General features: G+C 57.3%; 21 protein-coding genes. 9 read left to right on the top strand and 12 right to left on the bottom strand.

Annotated elements, in window-relative coordinates; all coding sequences use genetic code 11:
- Window positions 1-4 precede the first annotated feature (4 nt).
- The 6 genes from ACR0JR_RS18785 to ACR0JR_RS18760 all read left to right on the top strand — a co-directional run bounded on the left by ACR0JR_RS18785 (window position 5) and on the right by ACR0JR_RS18760 (window position 8,318).
- Entirely contained in the window at window positions 5-742 is a 738-nt protein-coding gene (locus ACR0JR_RS18785) for a VirB8 family type IV secretion system protein (RefSeq protein WP_480457426.1), read from the top strand.
- Window positions 742-1,554: a TrbG/VirB9 family P-type conjugative transfer protein gene (locus ACR0JR_RS18780; protein ID WP_480457424.1), complete on the top strand. Its 813-nt coding sequence runs from the start codon at window positions 742-744 to the stop codon at window positions 1,552-1,554. The genes ACR0JR_RS18785 and ACR0JR_RS18780 overlap by 1 nt, the downstream gene beginning before the upstream one ends.
- Complete coding sequence (locus tag ACR0JR_RS18775) at window positions 1,554-2,855, top strand: TraB/TrbI/VirB10 family type IV secretion system protein (protein ID WP_480457421.1); 1,302 nt, start codon at window positions 1,554-1,556, stop codon at window positions 2,853-2,855. Before ACR0JR_RS18780 ends, ACR0JR_RS18775 begins: the two co-directional genes overlap by 1 nt.
- A gap of 46 nt (window positions 2,856-2,901) precedes the next feature.
- Window positions 2,902-5,052 (top strand): type IV secretory system conjugative DNA transfer family protein, encoded by a 2,151-nt coding sequence (locus ACR0JR_RS18770; RefSeq protein ID WP_480457420.1) that lies wholly within the window; start codon window positions 2,902-2,904, stop codon window positions 5,050-5,052.
- A gap of 533 nt (window positions 5,053-5,585) precedes the next feature.
- Window positions 5,586-7,169: a trimethylamine methyltransferase family protein gene (locus ACR0JR_RS18765; RefSeq protein ID WP_480457419.1), complete on the top strand. Its 1,584-nt coding sequence runs from the start codon at window positions 5,586-5,588 to the stop codon at window positions 7,167-7,169.
- A 42-nt stretch (window positions 7,170-7,211) separates the two neighbouring features.
- A complete protein-coding gene (locus ACR0JR_RS18760; protein WP_480457417.1) occupies window positions 7,212-8,318 on the top strand; it encodes a mandelate racemase/muconate lactonizing enzyme family protein in 1,107 nt (368 codons plus the stop codon).
- A 269-nt stretch (window positions 8,319-8,587) separates the two neighbouring features.
- Here the strand turns inward: ACR0JR_RS18760 and ACR0JR_RS18755 are convergent, their stop codons facing one another.
- The 5 genes from ACR0JR_RS18755 to ACR0JR_RS18735 all read right to left on the bottom strand — a co-directional run bounded on the left by ACR0JR_RS18755 (window position 8,588) and on the right by ACR0JR_RS18735 (window position 14,153).
- Entirely contained in the window at window positions 8,588-9,544 is a 957-nt protein-coding gene (locus ACR0JR_RS18755; RefSeq protein WP_480457416.1) for a sugar phosphate isomerase/epimerase family protein, read from the bottom strand.
- On the bottom strand, window positions 9,541-10,389 hold the full coding sequence (locus tag ACR0JR_RS18750; protein ID WP_480457415.1) for a hypothetical protein: 849 nt from the start codon (window positions 10,387-10,389) through the stop codon (window positions 9,541-9,543). The genes ACR0JR_RS18755 and ACR0JR_RS18750 overlap by 4 nt, the downstream gene beginning before the upstream one ends.
- Complete coding sequence (locus ACR0JR_RS18745) at window positions 10,386-11,387, bottom strand: Ldh family oxidoreductase (RefSeq protein WP_480457413.1); 1,002 nt, start codon at window positions 11,385-11,387, stop codon at window positions 10,386-10,388. The genes ACR0JR_RS18750 and ACR0JR_RS18745 overlap by 4 nt, the downstream gene beginning before the upstream one ends.
- Window positions 11,384-12,373 (bottom strand): sterol desaturase family protein, encoded by a 990-nt coding sequence (locus ACR0JR_RS18740; RefSeq protein WP_480457411.1) that lies wholly within the window; start codon window positions 12,371-12,373, stop codon window positions 11,384-11,386. Before ACR0JR_RS18740 ends, ACR0JR_RS18745 begins: the two co-directional genes overlap by 4 nt.
- Before the next feature lie 136 nt (window positions 12,374-12,509).
- Window positions 12,510-14,153, bottom strand: a complete 1,644-nt coding sequence (locus ACR0JR_RS18735; RefSeq protein WP_480457410.1) for an ABC transporter substrate-binding protein — start codon at window positions 14,151-14,153, stop codon at window positions 12,510-12,512.
- Window positions 14,154-14,355: 202 nt separating this feature from the next.
- Here ACR0JR_RS18735 and ACR0JR_RS18730 point away from each other — a divergent pair, with 202 nt between their 5' ends.
- Window positions 14,356-15,261 (top strand): LysR family transcriptional regulator, encoded by a 906-nt coding sequence (locus tag ACR0JR_RS18730; RefSeq protein WP_480457408.1) that lies wholly within the window; start codon window positions 14,356-14,358, stop codon window positions 15,259-15,261.
- A 435-nt stretch (window positions 15,262-15,696) separates the two neighbouring features.
- Here ACR0JR_RS18730 and ACR0JR_RS18725 read toward each other — a convergent pair whose 3' ends face one another.
- Genes ACR0JR_RS18725 through ACR0JR_RS18715 form a run of 3 tightly spaced genes read right to left on the bottom strand, consistent with a single transcriptional unit; the run spans window position 15,697 to window position 19,828 of the window.
- Complete coding sequence (locus ACR0JR_RS18725) at window positions 15,697-16,668, bottom strand: ATPase, T2SS/T4P/T4SS family (RefSeq protein ID WP_480457407.1); 972 nt, start codon at window positions 16,666-16,668, stop codon at window positions 15,697-15,699.
- Window positions 16,665-19,385, bottom strand: a complete 2,721-nt coding sequence (locus tag ACR0JR_RS18720) for a relaxase/mobilization nuclease domain-containing protein (protein WP_480457405.1) — start codon at window positions 19,383-19,385, stop codon at window positions 16,665-16,667. The genes ACR0JR_RS18725 and ACR0JR_RS18720 overlap by 4 nt, the downstream gene beginning before the upstream one ends.
- Window positions 19,382-19,828, bottom strand: coding sequence for a hypothetical protein (locus tag ACR0JR_RS18715; protein ID WP_480457403.1), 447 nt, complete (start codon window positions 19,826-19,828; stop codon window positions 19,382-19,384). Before ACR0JR_RS18715 ends, ACR0JR_RS18720 begins: the two co-directional genes overlap by 4 nt.
- Before the next feature lie 457 nt (window positions 19,829-20,285).
- On the opposite strand from ACR0JR_RS18715, the gene ACR0JR_RS18710 reads away from it, so the two are divergent.
- Together ACR0JR_RS18710 and ACR0JR_RS18705 are read left to right on the top strand one after the other, a co-directional pair.
- Window positions 20,286-21,098, top strand: a complete 813-nt coding sequence (locus tag ACR0JR_RS18710) for a ParA family protein (RefSeq protein WP_480457401.1) — start codon at window positions 20,286-20,288, stop codon at window positions 21,096-21,098.
- Complete coding sequence (locus ACR0JR_RS18705) at window positions 21,085-21,492, top strand: hypothetical protein (RefSeq protein ID WP_480457399.1); 408 nt, start codon at window positions 21,085-21,087, stop codon at window positions 21,490-21,492. Before ACR0JR_RS18710 ends, ACR0JR_RS18705 begins: the two co-directional genes overlap by 14 nt.
- Before the next feature lie 69 nt (window positions 21,493-21,561).
- Here ACR0JR_RS18705 and ACR0JR_RS18700 read toward each other — a convergent pair whose 3' ends face one another.
- From ACR0JR_RS18700 to ACR0JR_RS18685, 4 genes are all read right to left on the bottom strand, one after another.
- Window positions 21,562-21,795 (bottom strand): hypothetical protein, encoded by a 234-nt coding sequence (locus ACR0JR_RS18700; protein ID WP_480457397.1) that lies wholly within the window; start codon window positions 21,793-21,795, stop codon window positions 21,562-21,564.
- A 623-nt stretch (window positions 21,796-22,418) separates the two neighbouring features.
- Window positions 22,419-22,961 carry a hypothetical protein gene (locus ACR0JR_RS18695; protein WP_480457396.1) on the bottom strand — a complete coding sequence of 181 codons (543 nt, stop codon included), beginning with the start codon at window positions 22,959-22,961 and terminating at the stop codon, window positions 22,419-22,421.
- A complete protein-coding gene (locus ACR0JR_RS18690) occupies window positions 22,958-23,350 on the bottom strand; it encodes a PIN domain-containing protein (RefSeq protein ID WP_480457394.1) in 393 nt (130 codons plus the stop codon). Before ACR0JR_RS18690 ends, ACR0JR_RS18695 begins: the two co-directional genes overlap by 4 nt.
- Window positions 23,347-23,604 (bottom strand): antitoxin, encoded by a 258-nt coding sequence (locus ACR0JR_RS18685; protein WP_480457392.1) that lies wholly within the window; start codon window positions 23,602-23,604, stop codon window positions 23,347-23,349. The genes ACR0JR_RS18690 and ACR0JR_RS18685 overlap by 4 nt, the downstream gene beginning before the upstream one ends.
- Window positions 23,605-23,750 lie beyond the last annotated feature (146 nt).

Genomic DNA, 23,750 nt, shown 5'->3' with positions numbered 1-23,750 from the left:
CCAGATGCAACACGCGATGGTAGAATTTACCCCTGATCCGTGCACTTCTGACGGTCACGATCTGTCTTCCCCTCTTCCTGACACGACTACCATTCATGACGGTCATGACCGTTGGGAAGATGAAATGTATCTCTCGATGCAACGCCGGGCGCGGATGGCCTACGTTGTAGGCGGGGTTGGCGCATTGATCGGCGTGATGGGCGTTGCGGCGGTCATGGGTCTGACGCCTTTGAAGCAGGTTGTTCCGATCACCATGACCGTCGACAAACATACGGGCCTGGTCAATGTGGAATCGCGTCTGGGCAATCTCACACTGGATGACGACGAGTATGTCACCCAGGCGCTGTTGTTCCAATATGCCCGCGACCGGGAAACCTATGATGCCTATGATCAGCGGGACCGCCTGAACGCTGTCTACGGCCAGACATGCCGCGGGGCTGCTGAGGATTTGGCTGCCCTCTATGAAGAGGGAAACCCCAACAGCCCTATGAACATCTATGGCAGTCATGGCCGGGTCGATGTGCGCATTCGGTCTGTCACCCTGCACAACGGAAAATCGGCCACGCTGCGCATGACGAAAAGCGCGCGGGCGCAACAAGGCGCACCCGTCTCAGAGCGCAACTTCGTGGTGACGATGGGGTACGAATTCGATCGCACCGGGCACATGACGCTCGAGGAACGTTGGGAAAATCCGACCGGGTTCTGCGTCACCAATTACCGCTTGGATGAGGAGGCGCGCTGATGCTTCGTTTTGTTTGCACTGCCGCTTTAACGCTAACTTTAGGTGCTGTCTCGGTCTCGGCTGAACAACAGGGGCGCGGCACACGTACCGATGGGCGAATACGAATGCTCAACTACCATCCCGACGACGTCTACAAGATCGACGCCTATACCGGCTACGCCACAACGTTCCAGTTGGAAGAAGGCGAGGTGATGGTTGATGAGGTCCGTGGAGACCCCAAGACCTGGGACTTCATTCCGAACACCGCGCGGGACGGGTTTGTCATCAAGGCAAAATACGCCACGCCGCAGGCCAGCAACCTTATTCTGGAAACCAATCTGCGCACCTACGTGTTCCTGCTGCACGCCCACAAAGGCGGCCCTCCCGGAGATGTGGGGTTCCTTTACCGATTCAACTATCCGGATCGCAAAAAGGGATTCAGACCCCGGCAGGCTGGCAACATTCAGGCGGCATTCAACACATCCGGGCGGCCCGCCAATCTCCAGTACAGCGCCAGCGGTGATAGGTTGCTGCGCCCGGAAGTGGCCTTTGACGATGGGCGCAAGACCTATCTGCGCCTGAAACAGCAAAGCGTTCGGCCGTCGGTCTTTGCATTGAGTGCGGATGGACGCGAGCGTTTGGTGAACTCAACCGATCTGGCAGACGGAACCATTGTTGTGACCGGTGTCTACCCGCGCCTGATCCTGCGCGACGGGCCGTATGTGGTCTGCGTGTTCAACAACCGGCTCTATGCGATCGATCGAAACCGCGACCCTTACAAACCACAAAAATTGTCACCGCGAAACGCCGCTGTGAGTGGGGAGAACCGCTGATGCCAGAGCAAAGCAAACTCCTGTCAGATCGTATCGAAACGGGCGAAGAGCCGAAGCGCAGCGTCAATTTGCCCATGATCCTGGGGGGACTCGCTCTTATCGGATTCATTGGGACTGCACTGTGGATCAATATCGGAGGCGGTGATGCCGGTCGGCGCTCCGGCATCATTCCGGAGGTCAATCAAACACCCGATCCGCGTAGTCAGGGCGGTTCGCTGTTTGGTACCGTTCCAACGCAGCCGCTGGCCCCTGTTGAGCCGCAGGTGGACCCGCGCGTGGCCGTGCTGGAGGCTGAACTGGCGGAGCTGCGTGAGCTGATTGCTGCCGCCCAGGTTCAGGACTCTGACCCTGCTCCTGAACCGGAAAAGCCGACCAGCAACCTAGATGCACAGGCGCTGGCGGCTCTGGAAAAACGGACACAACGGCAAGAGGCTGCATTGGAAGCCTTCCTGAAGAAGCTGGAGGATGATCGGCTGGCCTCCGAGCGGCGCCAGCGTGAACTGATCGCACGGATACAGGCAAGCAAACCGATTACCGAACCGGGCCAAAATCCGGAGGCTGCACCAAATGGCGACACAGAAGCACAAAGGCTTGAAGCGGAACGCAAGGCTGAAGAGGAACGGCTGGCGCGGCCATTGACCAACAGCTTGGGCGGCAGCAGCGCAAGCGTAGCTGCTGACTCTGGCGCGAGCAACAGTACCGGAAGCGACTTCCTCGACGCAGCGGCGTCCCGCTCGGTTCAGACGGCGCGGGCCACCCAGTTGCAGGACGTTCACCGCCTTGTTCCGCAAGGGCGCACCATCCCCGCCATCCTTGAAACGGCTATCTCATCGGACTTGCCGGGTGAGCTGCGCGCGCGCGTCAGCCGGGATGTCTGGTCAGCGGATGCCACAACGGTCCTGATCCCGCGCGGGTCAACGCTGGTCGGTGAATACTCCTCGGATATCTCGCTCGGCCAGCGCCGGGTTCTCGTGGCCTGGAACCGGGTGATCACAACGGATCAACGGTCCATCATGATCGGGTCGCGCGGTGTGGATGCTCTGGGACGTGCCGGGATAACCGGAAACGTGCAGCATCATTTCGGGCTCAAGTTTGAGGCTGCGTTTTTCATCTCGATCTTCTCAGGCATATCGAGCTTTGGAAATCGGACCCTCAATGACAACGACCTGAACACCGGTACCGATGGGTTTGCCGATTCCGGTCAAAGCGCATTTGAGGAATACTTGTCGATCCCGCCGTCGATCTGGATTGACCAGGGCGAACAGATCAACGTGTTTGTCTCGCGGGATCTGTACCTGTGACGTTTTCTGCGTGAACGCCTCCAAGATTGCCGTGAAGGAGTAAGTCATGAGCACCATACAGGCAAAAACTCACCTTCCTTATACGATTGCGGCAGCGGTCATCAGCATCCCGCTCTGGGCGGCGCTTTTGATTTCCTGGAAAGTGAACGGGGACATCGAGACGTGGCGGCCCTGGTTGCTGGTCAGCCAGTGGAACAGCCTTCACCCGAAGGATTGGGATATGGTACTTTGGGGCGGTATCACGTTTGGGCTGATGACCGGAGCCGGGCTCGCATATCTGTTTGGCGGCATGGTGTTTGGCGTGACCGCAACCGATGCCCATGGCGACGCCCGATGGGCCACGGTGAAAGAGATCCGCGCGGCCCCGCTTGTGAGTGATTGGGGGCTGGTGCTTGGCAAACTTGGCAAACCAGAGAAAAAAGCACCTCACCTGCGCGCCCACACCGATGACCAGGGCACAATTCTGGTCTCGGGCCCGCCGCGATCCGGAAAGGGCGTCGGCATAATCATCCCGACGCTGCTCGACTATCCCGGTTCACTCATCGTCTACGATGTGAAAGGCGAGCTTTTCGAAACCACGTCGCGGCGCCGGCTCGAAAAAGGTGACAAGGTGCGAGCACTGTCGCCCTTCGATATGCGGTTTCCCAACAACCCGGATGGCTCCCTTGTAGGTCGATCTCATGTGTTCAACCCGCTGATTGAAATCTCTCAGATGGTCGATCTGGAAGACAGACTTGTACGCATTTCTGAAATTAGCGCTGCCCTGCTCGCCCCGAAGAGCACCAGCGGTGCGGAAGTATCATTGATGGAAGATGCGCAGGAAATCTTCAAAGCCGCAACGGCAGTTGTTTGCAACGAACCCCTGCCCTCAATCGGTCGGGTGCTTCAGATGCTCACTCCGAAAGTGAAGGGGGATGATGAGGTGCCCGACTACAAGACCATGTTTGCGTCGCTGGCATCCCGAGCCCCGGACCCGATCTCGAAAGGGGTTCTGCTGCGCATGGCAGGTCAGGACAACAAGCAGTTGGGGATCTACCTGTCGGTGTTGATGGGCGGAGGTCTAAACGCCTGGAGCAACCCGGCCATCGTTCGGGCAACGGCCGCGACGGAGAGAAACGACTTCGACTTTGAGCAGATGCGGTGGAAACCGCAGACGTGTTACCTCTGCATTCCCGAAGCCCACAAGCAGGTATCGCGCCCCCTTGTCCGCCTGTTTGTCCAGTGCGCCATCAACGCATTGAGAAGGCGGCTCATGGCATCACATGAGGACTTCCTGCCGGTTCTGTTCCTGATCGACGAGTTTCATTCGCTTGGGAAAATGCAGGGCGTCCTCGATGCGGTCACCACCCTGCCCGGTTATGGCGGCCGTTTGTGCCTGGTTGTGCAGTCGCCCGCATCGCTGCGGGAACATTATGGGCCAGCAGGGGAAGAAATTCTGACCGAAAGTTCGCACCTGCATGTGTGGCTGACACCCAACTCGGAAGAAACCAAAGCCAAACTGTCCAAGACGCTTGGCAACAAGACCGTGACGCAGAAATCCGTGTCCGGGCGCAACTGGTCGAAAGAACCCGGGCGGTCTGAAAGCTGGTCGGAGAAAGGCCGGCCATTGATGACACCGGAAGAGATCGGTCGTCTGGGCAAGGAAGAGGTTATTATCACCGGCAAAGGCATGTTCCCGATCCGGACAAACCGAGTGTCCTACTATCTGGACCATCGGTTCAAAGCCCTGAATGACAGCCAACAGGGTAAACCCTGGCCGGAGATTCCCGTCGTCAAAGATGGAGTGGTGACCCGGTATGATGAGTTTTTGAAGGACGCTGGCTCCTCGAGGTCAACCGAGCCTGAAGAACCAGAACCTGAGCCGAACCCGAGACAGACGCTGTCTCAGCGTGCGGCAGTCTCGCACCCGCGCTCGCCGTTGTTTCCCGACACTGGCACTGCAGATTATGGGTTTTTCGAAGATCCGAGCGAGGTAGCTGCTAACAATGAAACGCAAGAAGATCGAAAGCTTGCGGATGCAATCGAGTCCGTCAAAGCCCCGGTTCTGGCCGCACATCTCGGCGATCTGCTTAACCTCGCGCCAATCAACCCGGAAACAGAGCATCAGTTGGCAGAGCTGGCGCATCGGCTCTCTCCGGACGAGCTGATCAACCGATTGTTGCCGCTGTTCGGAGGCGGAAATCCGAAACTGGTCTAACTCAATACGCCCAATACATACAGCCGTCCTCTGCATACGGGTGACCAAAAACGCGATCATGCTGGAAATTGCGGACATTGGCTGCGCCTTGTTCGAACTGGAAAGAAGCGGACATAGCACCATTTCGCTGCACAAACCCCAACGGCGGCAATCATCGCATCGCGAATACGGTGGAAAACGCCTTGGGCGGGAGGCTGATCTTCTCCATGGTCGCAAAGTAATCGGTTAGTGAGCGAAAAAGCCGACATTCAAGTTGCGCGACATCCAGTCTCTCTTCTGCATGCCTGCACGGCGGTTCGATGCTCGTCGCGCCAGTATTCACTGTCTAGCAAGAGATATCTGGGCAAAGATTTCACCGACAATACCTCCATCCCGAATTTTGCCAGCACCACACTTGCATAACACTAAGGGCTCAAACGCCTCCCATTGTATGAGACGGTCTCATATTTCTGACCAGTCTTATTAATTTCCTTGGGAGGTCATGAGGATGTAGCCTCATCATCAGTACCGCGTCAAAATCAGGGTAGTTCGCAATGGATCAACAGGCACCAGCAAAACAGGGCCAACAGGAAGAGCTCCCTAGAGGGCGGCGGAAGCGAGGGCGATCCAATGCTGGTTCGGACACTTCCGGCACAGCCGCTCGCAATTCGAACTATTGCGCTTTGAAAAATGGCCTCATCAGGCAACCCGCATTTTCCGAAGACCGGTTGGAGAGTTTGCACCGAACCGCCTTGCGGGTCCTCGACGAATTGGGAATTCGCGTTTTGCATGCTGAGGCCCGAAATAGGTTTGCAGCGGCGGGTGCGAACGTGGATGAAGCGACGGAGATCGTCCGAATTGATCGCGCATTGGTGGAACAGGCCCTCACGTCAGCACCCAGCGAATTTACTCTGCATGGCGCCACGCCGGAAAAGGATGTCTCGCTGGGAGGAGACAGAGTTGTTTTCTGCCCAGTAATTGGTCCGCCCTATGTCTCCGATCTTGATCACGGCAGGCGCACGGGGACGCTGGAGGATACTCGGAACTTTATTAGGTTATCCGAACATTTTGATGTGATCCATGTACAAACCACCAACGTTGAATCCCAGGATATTCCCTCTCAATTTCGGCACTTGCATACTACTGAAAGTCAACTGACGCTCAGCCGGAAGCCAGTTTTCATTTATTCTCGTGGCGCGCCACAGGTGCGTGACGCACTCGAGATGGTAAGAATCGCGCGTGGCCTAAGTGGCGAACGGTTTCGGGCGAAGCCTTACTGCTACACGTCGATCAACACAAATTCCCCGCGTCAACTGGATGTGCCCATGTGTCAGGGCATCATCGACTTCGCGGAGGCGGGGCAGATGCTGATTATCACGCCTTTCACGCTGGCGGGTGCCATGGCGCCAGTTACGTTGCCCGGCGCGCTTGCCCTCCAGCATGCAGAGGCATTGGCGGGGATTACGCTTGCGCAGATTGTCCGGCCCGGTACGCCCGTGGTCTACGGTTCCTTCACCTCAAATGTCGATATGAAATCCGGGTCGCCAGCCTTCGGGACACCTGAGTTTGTGTCCGCCGCATTCGGGGCTGGCCAACTGGCGCGGCATATCGGCCTCCCATGGCGTGGTTCTGCCGCAACTTCGTCGAACGCTACGGATGGGCAAGCCGTCTACGAAACTGCAATGTCCGCCTGGGGCACTTTGTTGGGAGGGGCAAATTTCATGATGCATTCGGCTGGCTGGCTGGAGGGCGGGCTCACTGCATCGATGGAGAAATTCGTCCTGGATGTGGAGCTGTTACAAATGTTCGGTGAGATCTTTCAAAGACAGCAACTTGACGATGCCGACACGGACTTTGAGGCGATTGCAAGCGTTGATCCCGGTGGGCACTTTTTTGGCAGCGATCACACTTTGTCACGCTACCGAACCGCATTTTACGAACCGCTTGTCTCAGATTGGAACAACTTTGGCACCTGGACTGAGGCAGGCAGTAAATCTGCACCTCAACGTGCCAATGAGATCTGGAAACGCATTCTGCGCGAGTTTGAACCTCCGCGCTTGGATGACGCGGTCGCCGAAGAGCTCAGGGGCTTTGTGGAGCGCCGCACGAGCGAGGGCGGTGCGCCGCCGGAATCTTGACTTCTCCGAAAACTCGGAAGCCCTAAAACGAGGCACTATCGTATGCGTATCAGCGAAATTCATGTCTTTCAAAAAGATCTGCCGATAAAAGGTGGCCCATACACTTGGTCAGGAAATTCTTTGCATTCGGTTGATTCCACTATCGTAAAGATGGTTTCCGACACAGGGCTGGTTGGTTGGGGAGAGGTCGCACCCGTTGGGCCAACTTATCAACCGCAACATGCACTTGGCGCACGCGCGGCGATTGCGGAAATGGGGCCAAATCTGATCGGGCAATCAATTCTTACGCCACTTCTCTTGCGTCGGCGGATGGACGGTCTTCTCAACGGTCACAACTACGCCAAGACGACAATCGATGTCGCGGCTATGGACATGCTGGCCCGGAACTATGGGGTTCGGGTCTGTGATCTGCTCGGTGGTGCGGCGGCCGAAAGGCTGCCCGCATATTATGCGAGCGGTCTAGGCGAGCCTGATGAGATCACACGACTGGCAAAAGAAAAAGTTGCACAAGGCTATCCAAGGTTTCAGATCAAGGTTGGGGGCCGGGACGTTGCCATTGACATTGCGGTCGTCCGAAAAGTTTGGGAGGCGGTTGGCAACGGGACACAAATTGTTGTCGATGCAAACCGCGGCCTGACGGCAAGCCAAACCTTGCGGTTGAGCTTGGCCTGCAAGGATATTCCATTCGTTCTAGAGCAGCCCTGCAGCACCATAGATGAGATCGCTTCTATTCGGGCACAGGTTGCTCACCCCATCTATCTCGACGAGAGTACGGAGAGCCCCAACGACGTCCTTCGGGCCATCGCACTGGGGATTTGCGACGGGTTTGGTCTCAAGTTGAGCCGTTTGGGTGGTCTGACTCCCTTTGCAACAGTGCGTGATATATGTGCGATGCGGTCTCTCCCGCATACCTGTGAAGACACCTGGGGTGGCGATATTGCCGCAGCTGCCTGTATTCACATCGCAGCAACCGTTGAGCCACGTCTGTTAGAGGCTGTCTGGACGGCAGGAAGCTACATTGAGCAACATTATGACCCTGAGAATGGCATTGCCATCGAGGGCGGTCACTTCGCGGTCCCCAAAGGGGTGGGACTTGGCATCACGCCCGACGAAAGCCTGTTCGGTGAGCCTGTTGCAAGCTTTGGCTAGAGTTTTGGCGCACATCCGTCAAGGTCTAGGTCGGGCCAGCGGGTGCCAATCTAGTCGACACCTTGGCACCAGTTCTGGTCGGATTTTGCTTGAAGGCTTCAAAGATTACACATGAGAAAATAGCGCGCCTGCGCTCCAAAACATGTGCGATCGCATTTTTCACAAGTGAACGCGGCAGCAATGCTATTTTGCATCGAACACACGCTTAATCGGAACCAAGCAGGACGGGCCGATATGGCACTCATACTGTATATCGACCACCGAATTCATCAGGAAACCCAATCACCTGTTGCACCGAGGTTTCCCAGAATTTGCCGAAATGCTGTGTGACCTCGGTGCAGGGCGTCGCTCTCAAGTTCGACGAGCTTTTCGGGGCTGAACTCCGATTGCTGTAACACGACGACAGCCGGGTCGAATGGAGGGTCGAGAAATGCAAATGTGCCCTCGCCCAAGTTTACCCCATCCAGCGCTGTGCGACCTTCTTGAATAGGCGCGCTATAAGCCCAGACGTTTTCGAAAGTGAACCGCCGCAATCCCTGATTAAGCAAACGGAGGGTCAGTTCGGTAAGAGGCAGGAATCCGTCCCCCACCGGGACACCCGCAACGGTGAGCTGGCCAGCGTCCTCAGGGCGTATCATCACATGGTCTTTGAAATGGATGGAGTGGACATGGGGCAGCACCGCTTCCAACGCTGCAATCGGGTCCTCGAGAACCATCTGCGAATTGCCGTAATCATAGAGGATTTTCAGATTGGGGTGGGTCACCCGCTCCACAATCTCTGCCAGTTCTGGCCCGGTGAAATCCTCGTGGTTTTCCAGCACGATGATCACGCCCAGTTCACCCGCCTCCTGCATCACCTCCGCCAGATCAGAAGCCGTGTTTTGCATCATCTCCCGCACCTCCCCGCCATGGCGGGTATAGGTGCGCAAGGACGTTGCCCCCATGCGGTGGGCCACCTTCAGCATCTCGGACATATTGCCCGGTGACGTGTCCGAAGTGTCGATCTCCAGGCTCATCCCATGGGCTGTCAGATAGGTGCGCAGCCGATCCATCCGCTCAGTCTCGCGACCGCCCAGATGACGGTAGCTGGTATCATTCAGCGAAAGGCTGATGCCCTGAAAGCCCATTGACCGCGCGAGATCCGCAAAGGCAACGGCGTCAAATCCGGGCTTGTGCGCGAAGTGATGCCAAAGGCTGAAACTGTGGATGGTGGTCTCAACGATCATGCAGGTTGCCTCATGTAATCCAGTTCTGCGCCAAGCGCGCGGCGGTACCGGGCGCAAATTTCTGCGTCCATCAATACTTCGGCCCGCCATGCGCAATAGCCCGCAAAGCGCCAGGCATAGGCCGGGCGCAGCAAGGCATATCGTTCAGCAAGATCCGGGCGGGCCAAGGCTTGCCAGAAGGCATCTACCTCTATGCTGGTTAAAGCCTCACGTTCCGCAAGGATCTGAAACGCAGGTGAGAGAAAGCTATAGATGTCCTCGCAGATGTCACCAGCAGCAGGGCATTGCCAGTCGATCAGACGCAGCGCCGTTTTCGAGCCGACAAGGTTCACACCTATGTCCGTATGGATAAGGGACAGCTTTTCCAGAGCGGGTACCCCGGGCGCCGGCAGCGGTGCGGAAGCTGGCATGTGCTGGCAGCGTGCGAAAAACGCAGCCCCCTCGGCTATGATATCCGGGGACGTCAAAGGCACTTTGCGAAACCCGGAGGGATCGGCGGCTTCCTTGCGTAAAAGCAGCTCTGCGACGCTTGGCATATCCCCGTCCCACATGTCCCCTTCGACAAATTCGTAAACCAGCAGCGCGGCTTCAGGCCAATACCCAACCAAATCCGGAGCAACGTCCAGCCCAGCAAGGCGGCGCAAGGCCTCTGCTTCATCATCTGGCAAATTGGGAAAGAGGGTGCCTGTCATCGGCTCTGCAAACTCTTTGGCGACAAGGCGCACGCCAGGCGCATCGACACGCCAGACAGTGTTGAGATACCCTCCCTTGAGTTTCCGAAAACCCGTCCGGTTGCCTGCCAGACCTTGCTCACAAAGGAACCGTCGCAGTTCAGCCTCTGTCATGCGAAACCTTTCAGCGTTTCATAGAGTTCTACGTCAATCGGAATGCCCTGTTTTGCAAGGTGCTGCTTGTTCGCCTCGCGCCGCGCATTTGGCAGACGGGCGCCGTCCTGTTCGGTGATGGAGGCCACAAGCGCAGTGATCGTCTGATCGAAACTGCCGCCAGACAGTTTGCCCGGATCAAAGGCCACAAAGAACTGGCCGTTATCGATCGGCTTGCCGTCATTGTCGGTGAATGACCCCTGATCCGGCCCCAGCTTGCCCCCGGCAAGGGCGGCGCACAGCACCTCTACCAACAGCCCGATGCTGAACCCTTTGACGCCGCCCGCAGGTGCCATCGATCCGTCAAGCCCGGCTCCGGCGTCGGTTGTGGGATTGCCATTCGCATCCAGCGCCCAGCCTAGGGGGATCGGTTCGCCTTCTTCGGCAGCACGTTTCACCGCGGTCCAGGCCACCTGCGTTGCCGATTGATCAACCAGAAAGGCTATCCCGCCATTCGGAGCAGGCACTGCATAGGAAATGGGGTTGGTTCCGATGATCGGGGTCTTGCCGCCGACCGGCGCAACGGTAGGAACAGCATTGGTTGCACCGATGGCCAGAAGGCCTGCGCGCGCAAGATACCCGGTATGAAACCCCAGCGTCGCGGCGTTGTAGGAATTATGAACGCCCATCGCCGCAACCCCATGCGTCTTGGCCGCCGGGATCAGATGTTTGAACCCGGCCTCAATCGCCGGATGGGCGAACCCGTGCTGCGCGTCCACGCGAAAGCTGGTGTCGGACAGCGCCTCGATCTGCGGGACGACCTTGCCATCCACCTTGCCGCTGCGCAGATGGGCGCAGTAATATTGCAGCCAGTAGAACCCGTGGCCCTCCAATCCGGACAGTTCGGTATCCAAAATGGCGTCAGTGAAATACCCTGCGTTCTCTGGCGCGGTGCCGCTGCCGGTCAACGCATTCCAGATCAACGCCCGGGCGTCCTTGGGGGAGAGTAAAACGCTCATTTCGCGTGCATCCTTCTTTTGCGGTCACGGATGACAGCCGTCATCTCTTCGGTTCCGTCGTGGTAAGTGCCGAACCATTTATCGAGCGGGAATTCCGGGCTGCCATAGTTGCATTCGTAATAACGGTGGTGAAGCTGGTGAAAGAACCCGCCAATCAAAATGCGCGCCTTGTTCCTGGCAAACACAGCCTCGTATCCGGAATGACCGGTCGGTGCCCCCAACATCTGCCAGTGCAACAGGAACATCATGTGTACGGGATGGGCGGGCAGCACAAAAAAGACTAACAGACTGCTGAAGTAGAACAGGTGTTCAACCGGGTGCATCGACAAGCCGGACCAGGGGCCGACATTGACATTCCGGTGGTGCACCGAATGCACATGCCGGTACAGCGGCGGCCAGTGGATCAGGCGATGGATCAGGTAAAAGTGAAGACCTTGCAGCACTGTCAGCACCGGAAAGAGCAAGACAAACCAAACCGGGTTTTCGGAAAAGGTAACTGGCGTCGTCCAGCCGGTGGCGTAGGCCCAACGTATGGCGATCTCAAAACCAGATGCAATCGGCACACCATAGACCAGCGTGTGAAACATGTTGTCCCATGTCTGGTACCCGAACAGGAACAGCGCGTTCTTGCGGCCCGTGATTGGGCGTACATCAAAACGCAGCACGTTGCCCTGCCCGTCAACTCCATAGAACCAGATATGCAGACAGCCAACCACCAGAAAGACAGCAACCATGTTGCGCAGCAGAACCAGTGTGGCCCAATCCCAACTGAGGGTTGCCTCCGCAGGCACAAAGGGCATCAGCCAGAATGCGATGACAAAGCTGTAGACCAGAAACAGCGCCCGGTCAGAGACCTGCAAGAAATTCTCAAAAAGCCAGCGCAGAACAGCCCATGGCCGGGGCGGCCAGTGCCAGTAGGGCATGGATTGCAATGGTAGTTCTGGCGCGTGGTTCCAGGTCGAAGATTTTCGTTGATTTGTAGACATGGCTCAGCCTGCTTTCGAAGGGAATGCCCATGTTTCCTGGTTTCGGTGATGCACCGAGGGCACTGTTGCAAGCCGTCCGGTTCGACTTCGACCTGAAAACTCGGAAATGGGGCGGCCAAATGGCCGCCCCATCCCACTAGCTATCGAGCCAGACGAGATCGAGGTGTTGCTCCCGCCCTTGCTGCATCTCGTATCCATGAACGCCCTCGCGGTAGGACCGGAAATACGACCGCCAGTAGGGCTGGATAATTGCGCCGGACTCGCGCAGCAACGTTTCCAGCTCAGACATGATTGTGCGCCGGGCATCAACATCCGGCGTCGCCAAAGCCTTGTCCAGAAGGGCATCGAACTCGGGATTCGAATGGGCGCTTTCGTTCCAGGGAACGCCTGACCGATACGCGAGTGACAGCACCTGAACACCGAGTGGTCTCGGATTCCAGTTTGTCGAAGAGAAAGGATACTTTGCCCAGTCGTTCCAGAAGGTTGAGCCAGGCAGTACCGTCCGCTTCACCTTGAGGCCGGCGTCGCGAAGCTGGGCCGCGACTGCGTCGGTGGTGTTCTTGATCCAGTCGACATCGACCGAGATGATTTCGAACTCATGCTCGGACTGTCCTGCCTCGGCCAACAAGGCTAAAGCTTGCTCTACATCGCGAACATGGGGTCCGATATCGGCATATTCCGGGTGCATCGAACCCACGTGGTGGTTCTCGGCAACGACTCCAGTGCCATTGATGCCCAACTCGAGCAGAATGCTGTTTTCAACAGCCAGCTGTGCAGCCCGCCGTACTCGAACATCGTCGTAAGGAGGTTGATCCGCATTCATCCTGATGACGATTGTAGCTGCGGTAGCGATGCTGGAGTTCACAATTCCGATGTTTTCGAACGCTGGCAAGGAGTCCGGCGAAGTTTCATGATTCCCATCTACCTCTCCGGCATCAAAAGCGGCGACTTCCGACGCAAAATCTGTTCCGTAGTCAATCCACTCGATACCATCGAGCCAGAACTCACCGCGCCACCATGGTGTCTCCTTTCGGCGCACCTCAGCCTTTTGACTGACAGCGTACTCAACAAGTTCACAAGGCCCAGTGGTGATCGAAAGTGCCTCGAAAGGGTCCGCGCTGCCTGAATAACTGCGATGCATTATAAGGGCAGGATAGTCCGCCATGCCAGCGACCAGCGAAATGTCGGCAGTGGGCAGGTTCACGCGAACGGTGTGGTCGTCAACTCTTTCCAGAGAACCCTCACGGACCTTTTTGGTTTCGGCGTCGACGAGTCCACCCATCCTGGCCGCCATCGAGTTTCCTTCCACGTCCGCCTCGCACCAGCGCGATATGTTGTGGATCACGTCGTCTGCATTGAATTCGTCGCCATTCGACCATGTGATGCCTTTGCGAACGTTGAGAGTGTAGGTCTTGGCATCGTCGCTCGTCTCCCAGCTTTCAAGTAGCCAGGGCTCGAAGGTGAAGTCACGGTTCCAGCGCACGAGGTACTCGTTGCACTGACGGGCGACATTGGCAACTTCGTCCCAGTCGAACGTACGCGGGTCCTTGAAACCTTTCACCGACATCGAAATCCGCATGACGCCGCCTTTTTGCGGGCTTTGCGCCAATGCCGGGGTTGCAGTTATACCTCCGAGTGCCAAAGCCCCCGAGGCTGTCACCCCGAAAGCAGCCATGCTTGCCAGATACTCTCTGCGGCTGAGTTTACCCGCCCTGAAGCTGGCGGCTGTTGGCTCCGCAAGCGGATGCAATGATCTATCCGTCATCATGAAGTCTGTCATGTGTTCCTCCCAGGTTGCCATTCCAGGTGCCGATTACTCGCTTCGAAGGCGACAACACTTGATCTTTCCAAGGCGAGACTTCCGGTCTGGTGCAGTCGATATTTGGTTCGGGCGGCACCGCCCCAACATTGGGGAGCGTAGGTAATTGCCTTGTCTTAAAGAAATTAATAATATTCACCAAAGGTATGATGAGGATTAATTCATGGCGGTTCTGGATTTGCGGCATTATCGTGTGATCCGCACACTCCAAACACAGCGCACAACTGTCGCGGCTGCCGAGGAGCTTGGCCTGACGCAATCCGCAGTCAGCCATCAGATTGCGGAGGCAGAGCGACGTCTGGGCCGACCTCTTACGAGACGAGTGGGTCGCAGGCTCGCCCTAAATACCGCGGGTGAGCTTCTGGCAGCAGCCGCTGAGTCGATCCTCCGTGAGGCAGAATATGTCGAGCGTAATTTGTCAGCGGGCCCGGATGTTGATCGCACCGAGATCATGCGAATTGCCAACTATGCCTATAGCTCCTACAAATGGCTGCCGTGGTTCTTGAAGGAAGTGCAGGCAGAAATTCCGAGCCTGTTTTTTGAGTTTGAAGCCAATACATCGAAACTGCCTGTCCGAAGCGTCGCCGACGGAGAAGTGGACATCGGAATCGAACCCGGGACTATCTCGTCGCCGTCCGTGCATGTGGAGCCACTTTTTGCAGACGAGCTTGTTGGTGTTTGCCACGTGCATCACAAGGTTGCTTCGAAGGACTATCTTGAGGCAGCCGATTTTCTGGATGACCCCTTCATCACCTATTCTTCGATTTTTGAAACTGGCATCGAGGAAGACTTGTTTTGGCGCCCGTCGGGAATGAGGCCAAGAACATTGCTCAATGCCGGGCTGACCGATGCGGTCGTTGAACTTGTCAGGGCCGAATTCGGCCTGACCATTCTCAGCCGCACAACAATCGCACCGTTTCTCAAGGATAAAGAATTGACCTGTCTAAAGCTCACAAAAAATGGTCTCCCTTTGCAATGGAATGCCCTCTACCGACTGGGAAGCCCCCGCGCCGATAGAATTGAATGGATTGTGGGCAAGTTGCGCGAGTGGTGCCAACAGAGATTTTAGTCCTGCCGCCGGTCCGGCCTTTGTCGCTGGGCTAGACGAGAGCATTCGACATGACGAAGACTGGCGGCCACGATTGCAGGAAATAGGCATTTGCAGATCGCGACAAAATACCGGGGGAGCGATCAGCTGTAAGGTGTCCCACTTCGCCCTCGCTCACATCGATCAAATTGTGCTGTTGTAAGGAATGGCCGGTTCGGTGGTACTGTTTCGCGGCGAGGCCGGGCCCAATGAATGACCGATAAGGACCTGTCATTGCCATGGCCAATGGCAGCAATTCGCGGTTCGCACCTGTTCATGCGAAGCGCAGCATTAGGTAGATTGGGCTCTTCTTCCTCCTTCGTCGAAAAGAGAACGAACGGCTGCTATCCCAATTGCCTGCGCCGGCAGCATAGAACCAAGACGACGAGAGTCGTAAAGCACCAAGGGGCTTTCAGATTACCGTTGTCGCAACACTCTGATAGCAACCGGCCGCCTCTGATCCCCCGTCTTCCGAAACTGCACAATCACATCGATCATCGAGCGACAGTATTCCAGGATCTCCGAATAAGTCAGACCGGTATCCGCCTGCAGGACCATCAGAGCCAGACGTGACAGTGCGGAGTCCGGCGAGGCTGCGTGCAAGGTGGAAATTCCACCGGGATGACCAGAGTTGATCGCAGACAGGAAGTCGTAGGCTTCCGCGCCACGCAGCTCGCCCATGATGATCCGATCCGGCCGGAACCGCAGGCAGGCTTTCAACAGATCACTGCTGGTGGCATTCTTGTTCACGATCAGGGACACGGCATTGGGCTGACCAGGCCGGATCTCCAACACGTCCTCAATGGTCAGAATCCGCTCGGATGGATCGACCTCAGCAAGACAGGCGCGCAACCAGGTGGTTTTGCCAGATGACGTGCCGCCAGACAAAAGGATGTTCCACTTGGCCTTGACTGCTGCCCGCAGAAAACCTCCAAAACCACCATTGTCGTAGGCATCGAATACGGCAGCATCACCCGGGTCCACGCCGGTTTTCAGATCAGCCATGTTGGCTTCCGAATCCGGCAGACCCTTTATCAGATCATCAAGCGACATTTCACTGGCAACGGCGCGGCGCAGGGCAAAGGCAACGCCATCCTCAACAGAGGGTTTGACCACCACTTGGGCGCGCCAGAGCGAGCCGTTGATTTCAAATTGCGAACCGGCCAGAGGCGTTTTGCTGGAAATCGGGTTTCCACCGGCCAGGTCCTGCGCAAGCGCTAAGGCGTCGTCCTCCCCCATGGGGTCGTCAAGCGAGCGCATGGCAGGCTCGCCGCTGCGCTCGACCCAGATCCGCCCGTCAGGGTTCAGGACAATCTCAGACAGGTGCGGATCGGAGAGCAATTGCTCTCCGAACACACGCTTCAATGTGCTTTCGAGATGACGGCTCATCGGGTGATCCCCCGATCCCCCTTGGCGCGATCCTCCCGGTCCCGGCGCAAGCGCTCCTGCACCTCCGGATCACGATCAATCTGGCGATCGATGTTCTTCACATCCCAGGCTTTCCGGGTGACATTGACCCGTTCCATCTCGTCCGTCTCGGTGTTTCTGCGCGAGCGGGTGACTTCTTCTTTACCTGCTTCGACAAAGGTGACGGTGTCGCCGACCGAAATGTTGTTCCGCGCCATCTGGTCTTGCAGAGCTGTGCCCCAGATCCGGTGTGGCACGTCTTTGCCCTCGACCTTCATATCCACGTAGAACGACGTACTGCTCGGATCATCAGGACGCACCAGGCTTTCTTTTGCGTCGATGATGACACCGGTGACGCCTGTCCGTGCGATCTGCTCGACACGCTCCGCCTCCGGCGAAGACACGCGGAGCGGTACGGAACGGTCATGAGACCGATCGGTCGCGCGTGGCCCACGCTCAATGTCAGATGCCCTCCAGGCACGGCGCTTGGCTTCGACCTCTTTCTCGTCGCCGGTTTCTTTGTCGCGTTTTTTCACGGTGACATATTTGAACCCGTCATGCGCCAGGGTGGCGGTGTCGCCAACGGTAAGGTTCTGGCGCTCCATCATGTCGGGCAGATCTACACCCCAGACGCGGTAAGGCTTGTCGCGGCCATCCATTTTCAAATCGACATAAGGTGACTGACTGTCTTTGTCCTCTGTATCGTAGAGCCTCGATCCCATTGCCACGATCTGGCCGCGCACACCGACCTTCAAGTCCGGGCGCCCCGACGCCCGCCGAGTCTGACCATCCGTGCGCGAGGTTGCTTCTTTATCGCGCGCCTCACCATAGACCTGCTTGTCCACGGTGGCCTCAATCTCTCTCAGACGTCCGCCAATGGATGCGTTATCAAACCCAAGCCGTTTTTCGCGGGCGATGTCTTTGTCCAATCCCCTGGATGCGCGATCCGCCAGATATTGATCGCCTCTGTTTTCAGAGAAGGCGCGGTTGATCTCGCGGATTTCCGTTCGGGCATCCCGGTATATCTCAGCGGCGGTCTTGTAGACAGCTTTCATGTCCGTGCGGGCCTGGTTCTCGCTGAGGGATAGAGCATTGGCGAGGGTTCGCACATCGCGTTCGAACCAATTCTCCCGGGTCTGACGATCCACATCCGCGCCATTGCGGATGCGCGAGAGAGCCAGATCCCCGTTCATGCCGATCATTTCGAAATGCTCGGAAACCCTTCGATCCGCTTCCGTCAACATCGCCTTGGTAGCCGAACCGCGCGGATCATCTGTAGGTGACCGCTCCTGACCATCCGAGGGTGCGCGACCTTGACCAAGCAACTGCGTCCGCGATGGATCTGCTGCATCGCGCTCAGCAGCGCGGCGCTGGCGGATCGGGTCCGTATCGTCGCGCCCAACCTCGACATCATCGTCCCGCTCCAGACGCATGCCAAAGAATGTCCTGGTCTCGTCATCCATCAGCGGCTCATAGTCCCGCAGAACACGGGAAATCGCCGCCTCTGTCTGGCTGCGCTTATCCTCATCCTCCATCGCATCGGCCTTGTCCGTCATGCCCTGGATAAAGCTGCGGATGTCGCTGCCTATTGCTTTGATCTCACCGTCAATGGCCGAAGCCTGTGCCGGATCTAATTGTTTGTCGACTTGAGCATTCATGTCGATGTCCTCTTTCTCAAGAACCCCGTCCGGCAACAGGATTTTGGCTGCGCCGAGAACAGCCGTTGCAATTGTGCCCAGGGTCTCGGCCCGCCCTGGGTAATGCGTAGTGAAAATGCCCTGTTCGACTCCGGCCTGATGCGACCGAAGCGTTTTGCCCAGAGCGACATAGTCTGCGTTCCGCTGATGTTTCATCATCTGCAGCTGGTCAGGCGCGACCGGCTGCTGCCGACCGACCCCAAAGAACGGAAACCCACTGCGACGGTCCGGTATCGACCGCTCGCGAAGACTCCGGCCCTCCCGCCGCGCATGAACCCGAGCTCTGCTCTCCCGGTCGGGGCGCAGATTGCGGCTGAATCTGCTGGTGGCGCTCAGGACGATGCCAACGTCCCGTGCGGTATCGGCCTGCAGCTCGCGCAGATCCTGGGGCGTAATGCCATACCGGCTCAGCTGAAGGGTCTTGTCCAACGCCCCTGCCCTGCTGATGACCAGATGGGTATGCGGATGACCGGTGTCGTCATGATGGGCCATGACGTATTTGTAGCGATCACCATACTCACCATTTGTCAGCCGTTCCGCAAAGCTGCGAGCGGCCTGCTTTGCGGCTTCCCGGTCTGTGTCTTTCGGGTAAGACAGGATCACGTGATAGGTGTAGCTTGTCGTGCGCGTATCCATTCGGGCCCAGTCCTTCGCCCAATCGTCCTGGACATCACGCAGCGCGTCCATGCCATGTGTCAGCTCTCCGGTATCGCCGCGCTCCATCTCTACGGTGCCTTTGCGAGTGATATAGGACAGCTGGCCACCCAAACGGCCGGATCCCGTGACACCGCCACCGCGGACAACTTTGACCACAGCCTGATGGGTCAGTAAAGCGTTGGCGATCATGTCGGCCGGTCCGCCTGACACGCTTGGTCGTTGCGCAGACCGTCGTCCAGATCGCGTGGGGTTTTGGCCCGGACGCGGTTTCAGGTTCGGAATGAGTTGAAACTCACCAAACAAGGCCTCCCAGGCCGGGTCATATGCCGTGGTCAGGCTGGTCATCTCCCGGCCTTTGCTCTGGGGGACACCCGCGCGGCCCGCCGCTTCTCGGCCCGCCGCTCAATCTCAAGGGCACGCGTAAACGATCGCTCGCGGGCCGCATCGGCATACTCTTCGAACAGTTGACGCAACTCCCGGATCTCGACCTTCATCGCCTCGATCTGATCTTCTGTGCGTTTGTTGAGCCGAAGCTTTCCGGCTCCGGCGTCACGGGTTAGCTGGTTGAGGCTGTTTGCTATGCGCACCAGCTGGACCAGATGAGCTTCGAACCGTTGGGTCCTGAACTCTTCTTTGGTGGGAATTCCGAACGCCACGCGCAAGCAAACGCGCACCAGCCCGGTGACGCTGCGGAGCTGCATCGCCTGACTGCGCTGCTTGAGGAACGCCAATTCGTCCTCATCAAACCGCATGGTTGTGGTGACGGATTTGGGCTGGCCGGTTGGCATCGGGGCGGTTCTCCACGATCAGAAATCGTGCGAGGCCCCGGCAGACCGCGCGCTGATAGATTCAAGTGTAAGTTGAAGGTAGGGCCGACTGCAAGTCCAACAGATTGTCGATAGCACAATCTGTATTATCCCGCAAAACAAGCGTAGGATATCGACGGGCTGCAGTGGGAAGCACCATCTTTTGTCGCACCCTCGCGACGGCTCGTCACAGGCCAAGTGGCGCAATCCCATGTGTCACTTGGCAGACGGCAGTGGGCAGACGGAACTTGGTGGACGCCCGTCGCCACTTGGCACGCGGCATCGGCCAGAGTGACATATCTCATGTCCCGTAGGCCATAAAACATAGCACCAAATGGCAATTGCCGATTGCTTCAAAACGCAATAGTGTTGGGATCAGCGCGGGTGCCGGGTCGCGCGATAGTTTGAAATCGCAAGCCCGGTTGTGGCACGCCGCTGAGTGGCGTGGCGTTCGGGCGCAGACCCGGAGACCAAATTGAAAATCTATGCCGCTGTAAACTCCAAGGGCGGAGCTGGGAAATCTTCCATGCTCGTCGCCTTCGCTTCTGCTTTGCACCATCAAGGCAAACGTGTCCGTATCCTCGATCTGGATTCACAAGGCACACTCTCGGAATGGTTGAATCCTGAAAACGGGCTGGGCCCGATCCCCGCAGATGAGCTTCTGATCGAGGCCGGGCAGTTTGCTGCAGACGATGCAGAGAATGCCCGGCTGGCTTATGCCCACATCCTCGAGGCTGAAAAGACCGGTGGGTACGACTACCTGCTGATCGACACCAAGGGCGAACCCAGCATGACCGCCGCCGTGACAATGGCTGTGGCGGACATGGTGCTGTGCCCGTCCGATGGGTCGTCGGCAGAGTACAATCCAATCATGGTGACCTACAGGTCGTGCGAAGCTGCACTGAAGCAAATCAGCAGCACAATGAATCCGCAGGACAAGTTCCGGATTGTCTTCACCCGGCAATCCATCGCGCAGTCAGCCGGAATTCAAAAGGGCAAACAGGCGCTGGAAAAGCGGTTCCGCTGTGTCGGTGGACTTGCCGACACAGCCGCTATGGATGACGCGCTTCGGACAGGGACAACAATCGGACGATTGATGGGCTTTGCTGAGGAAGCGATGCAGCAGGCGGAGACACAAACAGCCCGTTCGAATGCGCACCGCATGGCGGATCGTTGTAGAAAGGCGCTGAGCAATGCTGAGTTTGTGCTGACTGCCCTCAAGGAAAGCGAGGTGCAGCATGTCCCGGCCTGACAGCATCGAAACCCTGTTGGCGGGGTCCGCGTCAGACATCGCGCCGACTGTGGCAGATCTGACCAGGCGGGGGCGTGACGAACCTGCCGCAATAGAACCGCCAGCAGCCGAGCCACAGCCTGCGAAACCCGAAAAGCCAAAACCTGTCAACGAGGGTCAAAAGCAGGAAAGGGTTTCTGTAACCAGTCAATCCAACGCAGCCGGTCCGCCGATCAGAATTCAGATATCCACTTCTGACGGCAGTGAGATTGCGGCAGCGCTGGAAGAGGTCCGCAGCAACATACCTGCCGCCTTCCAGAAGAATTTTAACCTTGGGGCGTTCTTCAAAGAGGTCCTGCAGGACAATGATGCAGAAATTGCCGCGATGATCCGGACAAGCACGGGACGGGAGTAACCGCGCTGACTCAACTCGGCCCGGCGCCAGAGCACAGGAAAGGGCGACGTGTGCCGCCCTGCCCTTCTCTCAGTTCTGCTCGTTGTCATCCCGTTTCGGGAAGGCCACCATTTCAACGCCAGGGAACATACTGTGCTTGACGGTGATCGACTTGATTTCGCCGGTGGCGTCATCGGTGTTGACAAAGAGAACCCCGCAGCGGTCCCAGTAGTTCGTGCCTTCTTTTTCGCCGGATTTGACATTCAGTTTCAGAGTTTGAGTAGCCATTGTTTGATCCTCGCTATGACGTGTTTCGATGAACATGGCTTTTGCGGGCACTTAGGGAATGTCAGCGGCTATTTTGTTTCGCGATGCAAAGCCGGGCGTGCCCGGCGGCGGAAAATAGCCGTTGAAGCTCCTGATCTGCTGCCAGATCGGGAGCGCCATTCCCGACTGCTCGCATATGTTCATCTTGAAGAAACACGGGGAGCGAGGATCTTCATTGGCTACGGAGTTGAACATGTCTGACCGGCGGAACGGCACGAACGACTTGGACAGCTGCGCGCGGGACGGCTGAACAGAGAACCACGATGCGTATTGGCGAAATCAAGTCGATCGGACAGAGGCACCACGTTCAGATCCGCGAGCTGGTGGCCTTCCCGAGGCAGGGTCACCTGCAGGACGATGATCGGGGTTGCGGTACAAGTCGCCCCTTTCTTTCAGCGGAGGTGGAGGGCCGGGTTCACCAGGCGCCACGGGTCCGACGCGCACCGGCCGCGGTGGCGGCCGTCAAAGCGAAGCGCAAGTCGGGCCGGCACGTGGGGTGCAGGCCCCAGGTGCCAAGCGACACCAGAAGAACATCGCCGCCTGGACATCGGCAAAAGAAAGGCCCACCGAAGCGAGCCAGAAGTACTACCAAAGGAAAGTCTCGAGGTATTGGTTCAATGCTAACGCTTGCGCGCCCGATCAACAACACCGTCATGGGTAATGGCAGCAATCCGATCATCGGTGCGGCGGGTCATTTCGATCCCGTCACCTGTCATGTGCGCTTCGGCAAATTCGGTCCATTTGAAAATACTGCCATCGGCTTCAACATGGGTCTCATCCTCTGCCCCACGCCGCTTGATTGATCCATCATGCCGGATTTCAATGATCGTGTTGTCGGCCATGCGGACGGTCACGGAATGATCGTCAACCGCGACACCCTGCCAACGGCTTTCCGCGTCCCGACGCACAACGATCCGGCTGGGATGCAGCTTGATCTGCACATCCTGAGTGGTTTCAGGATCAGCGGTTTTGACTACGACAATGGCCTCCTGTTCGGCGGTATCATCATGCAGAGATGCGCTACCGTTCTTCGGTGGCCAAAATTTCGGCTCATCGCGCTGGCGTTTGTTCTGGTCCTTGTGAAACGCGATATACATCTGCGCGGATTTCCAAACGCGGTGGATGGCACTGTTGGTTGCGGCGGAAGTGGTAACTTTGGTCATGTTTGCCAGTCCTCATAGATCAGATTTTCAACCCGGCGAAACTCTTTGACGTTATTGGTGATGAGCGTCAGGGAACGCGAAACCGCCTGCCCTGCGATCAACAAATCATAGGCCCCTATCGGCCTGCCTTTCCTGTGCAGATCAGCACGGATCAGACCAGCGGCTTTTGCATCGGCAACTGACAGGTCCAACACTTCGAACCGGAGCGCATCCACACGCGCCACATTCTCAGCAACTTTTGTGCTTTTGTATGCGCCCCAATAGAGTTCATACATGACGACAGATGGCACCGCGAAGTCGCTTGGAACATACTCGGACAAGCTGGAAATCAGGCTGCTATTGGCCGCAATGATCCCAATGACGGCGTTGGTGTCGAGCAGGTATTTCACTTGAACACATCCAGTTCGGGCCGGTCCTGCGGCGGTACATCTTCCTCGGCAGCCCGCGCAGCATCCTCATCAAGCGGACCCAGCTTGTGCAGCTCGTCCAACCACTCCCAATCGTTTTCGATGGGTTCAAGAATGACCTTTGAGCCTTCGGCCCTAATCCTCACTTCATCGGTCTTGAACCGGAACTCTTTCGGCAACCGAACCGCCTGAGACCGACCGGTCATGAACACTTTTGCAACCGCTGTATCTGGCATTGTTACCTCCATTTGGTATCTATCGTTAATATATATCACCCACGTATTGCTTTCAAGCTGGCACTGAATGAAGCTTGGGCATCATGGGCGGGTTTCCGCGTCGACTTTCAACCTGTTATCGCCCGGTGGAATATGTCCGGAGTGGC

Source organism: Ruegeria sp. AA3 (assembly GCF_056542905.1).
Note: the sequence above shows the minus strand (reverse complement) of the source record. Positions and strands in the feature narration are given on the sequence as shown.

Excerpts from the sequence above, each read along its gene's own strand:
- ACR0JR_RS18705 (WP_480457399.1), top strand. The coding sequence starts at position 21,085 with ATGTCCCGGCCTGACAGCATCGAAACCCTGTTGGCGGGGTCCGCGTCA.
- ACR0JR_RS18760 (WP_480457417.1), top strand. The coding sequence starts at position 7,212 with ATGCGTATCAGCGAAATTCATGTCTTTCAAAAAGATCTGCCGATAAAA.
- ACR0JR_RS18685 (WP_480457392.1), bottom strand. The coding sequence starts at position 23,604 with ATGCCAGATACAGCGGTTGCAAAAGTGTTCATGACCGGTCGGTCTCAG.
- ACR0JR_RS18725 (WP_480457407.1), bottom strand. The coding sequence starts at position 16,668 with ATGAGCCGTCATCTCGAAAGCACATTGAAGCGTGTGTTCGGAGAGCAA.
- ACR0JR_RS18775 (WP_480457421.1), top strand. The coding sequence starts at position 1,554 with ATGCCAGAGCAAAGCAAACTCCTGTCAGATCGTATCGAAACGGGCGAA.
- ACR0JR_RS18735 (WP_480457410.1), bottom strand. The coding sequence starts at position 14,153 with ATGACAGACTTCATGATGACGGATAGATCATTGCATCCGCTTGCGGAG.
- ACR0JR_RS18740 (WP_480457411.1), bottom strand. The coding sequence starts at position 12,373 with ATGTCTACAAATCAACGAAAATCTTCGACCTGGAACCACGCGCCAGAA.
- ACR0JR_RS18780 (WP_480457424.1), top strand. The coding sequence starts at position 742 with ATGCTTCGTTTTGTTTGCACTGCCGCTTTAACGCTAACTTTAGGTGCT.
- ACR0JR_RS18695 (WP_480457396.1), bottom strand. The coding sequence starts at position 22,961 with ATGACCAAAGTTACCACTTCCGCCGCAACCAACAGTGCCATCCACCGC.
- ACR0JR_RS18755 (WP_480457416.1), bottom strand. The coding sequence starts at position 9,544 with ATGATCGTTGAGACCACCATCCACAGTTTCAGCCTTTGGCATCACTTC.
- ACR0JR_RS18770 (WP_480457420.1), top strand. The coding sequence starts at position 2,902 with ATGAGCACCATACAGGCAAAAACTCACCTTCCTTATACGATTGCGGCA.
- ACR0JR_RS18765 (WP_480457419.1), top strand. The coding sequence starts at position 5,586 with ATGGATCAACAGGCACCAGCAAAACAGGGCCAACAGGAAGAGCTCCCT.
- ACR0JR_RS18745 (WP_480457413.1), bottom strand. The coding sequence starts at position 11,387 with ATGAGCGTTTTACTCTCCCCCAAGGACGCCCGGGCGTTGATCTGGAAT.
- ACR0JR_RS18700 (WP_480457397.1), bottom strand. The coding sequence starts at position 21,795 with ATGTTCATCGAAACACGTCATAGCGAGGATCAAACAATGGCTACTCAA.
- ACR0JR_RS18730 (WP_480457408.1), top strand. The coding sequence starts at position 14,356 with ATGGCGGTTCTGGATTTGCGGCATTATCGTGTGATCCGCACACTCCAA.
- ACR0JR_RS18750 (WP_480457415.1), bottom strand. The coding sequence starts at position 10,389 with ATGACAGAGGCTGAACTGCGACGGTTCCTTTGTGAGCAAGGTCTGGCA.
- ACR0JR_RS18715 (WP_480457403.1), bottom strand. The coding sequence starts at position 19,828 with ATGCCAACCGGCCAGCCCAAATCCGTCACCACAACCATGCGGTTTGAT.
- ACR0JR_RS18720 (WP_480457405.1), bottom strand. The coding sequence starts at position 19,385 with ATGACCAGCCTGACCACGGCATATGACCCGGCCTGGGAGGCCTTGTTT.
- ACR0JR_RS18785 (WP_480457426.1), top strand. The coding sequence starts at position 5 with ATGCAACACGCGATGGTAGAATTTACCCCTGATCCGTGCACTTCTGAC.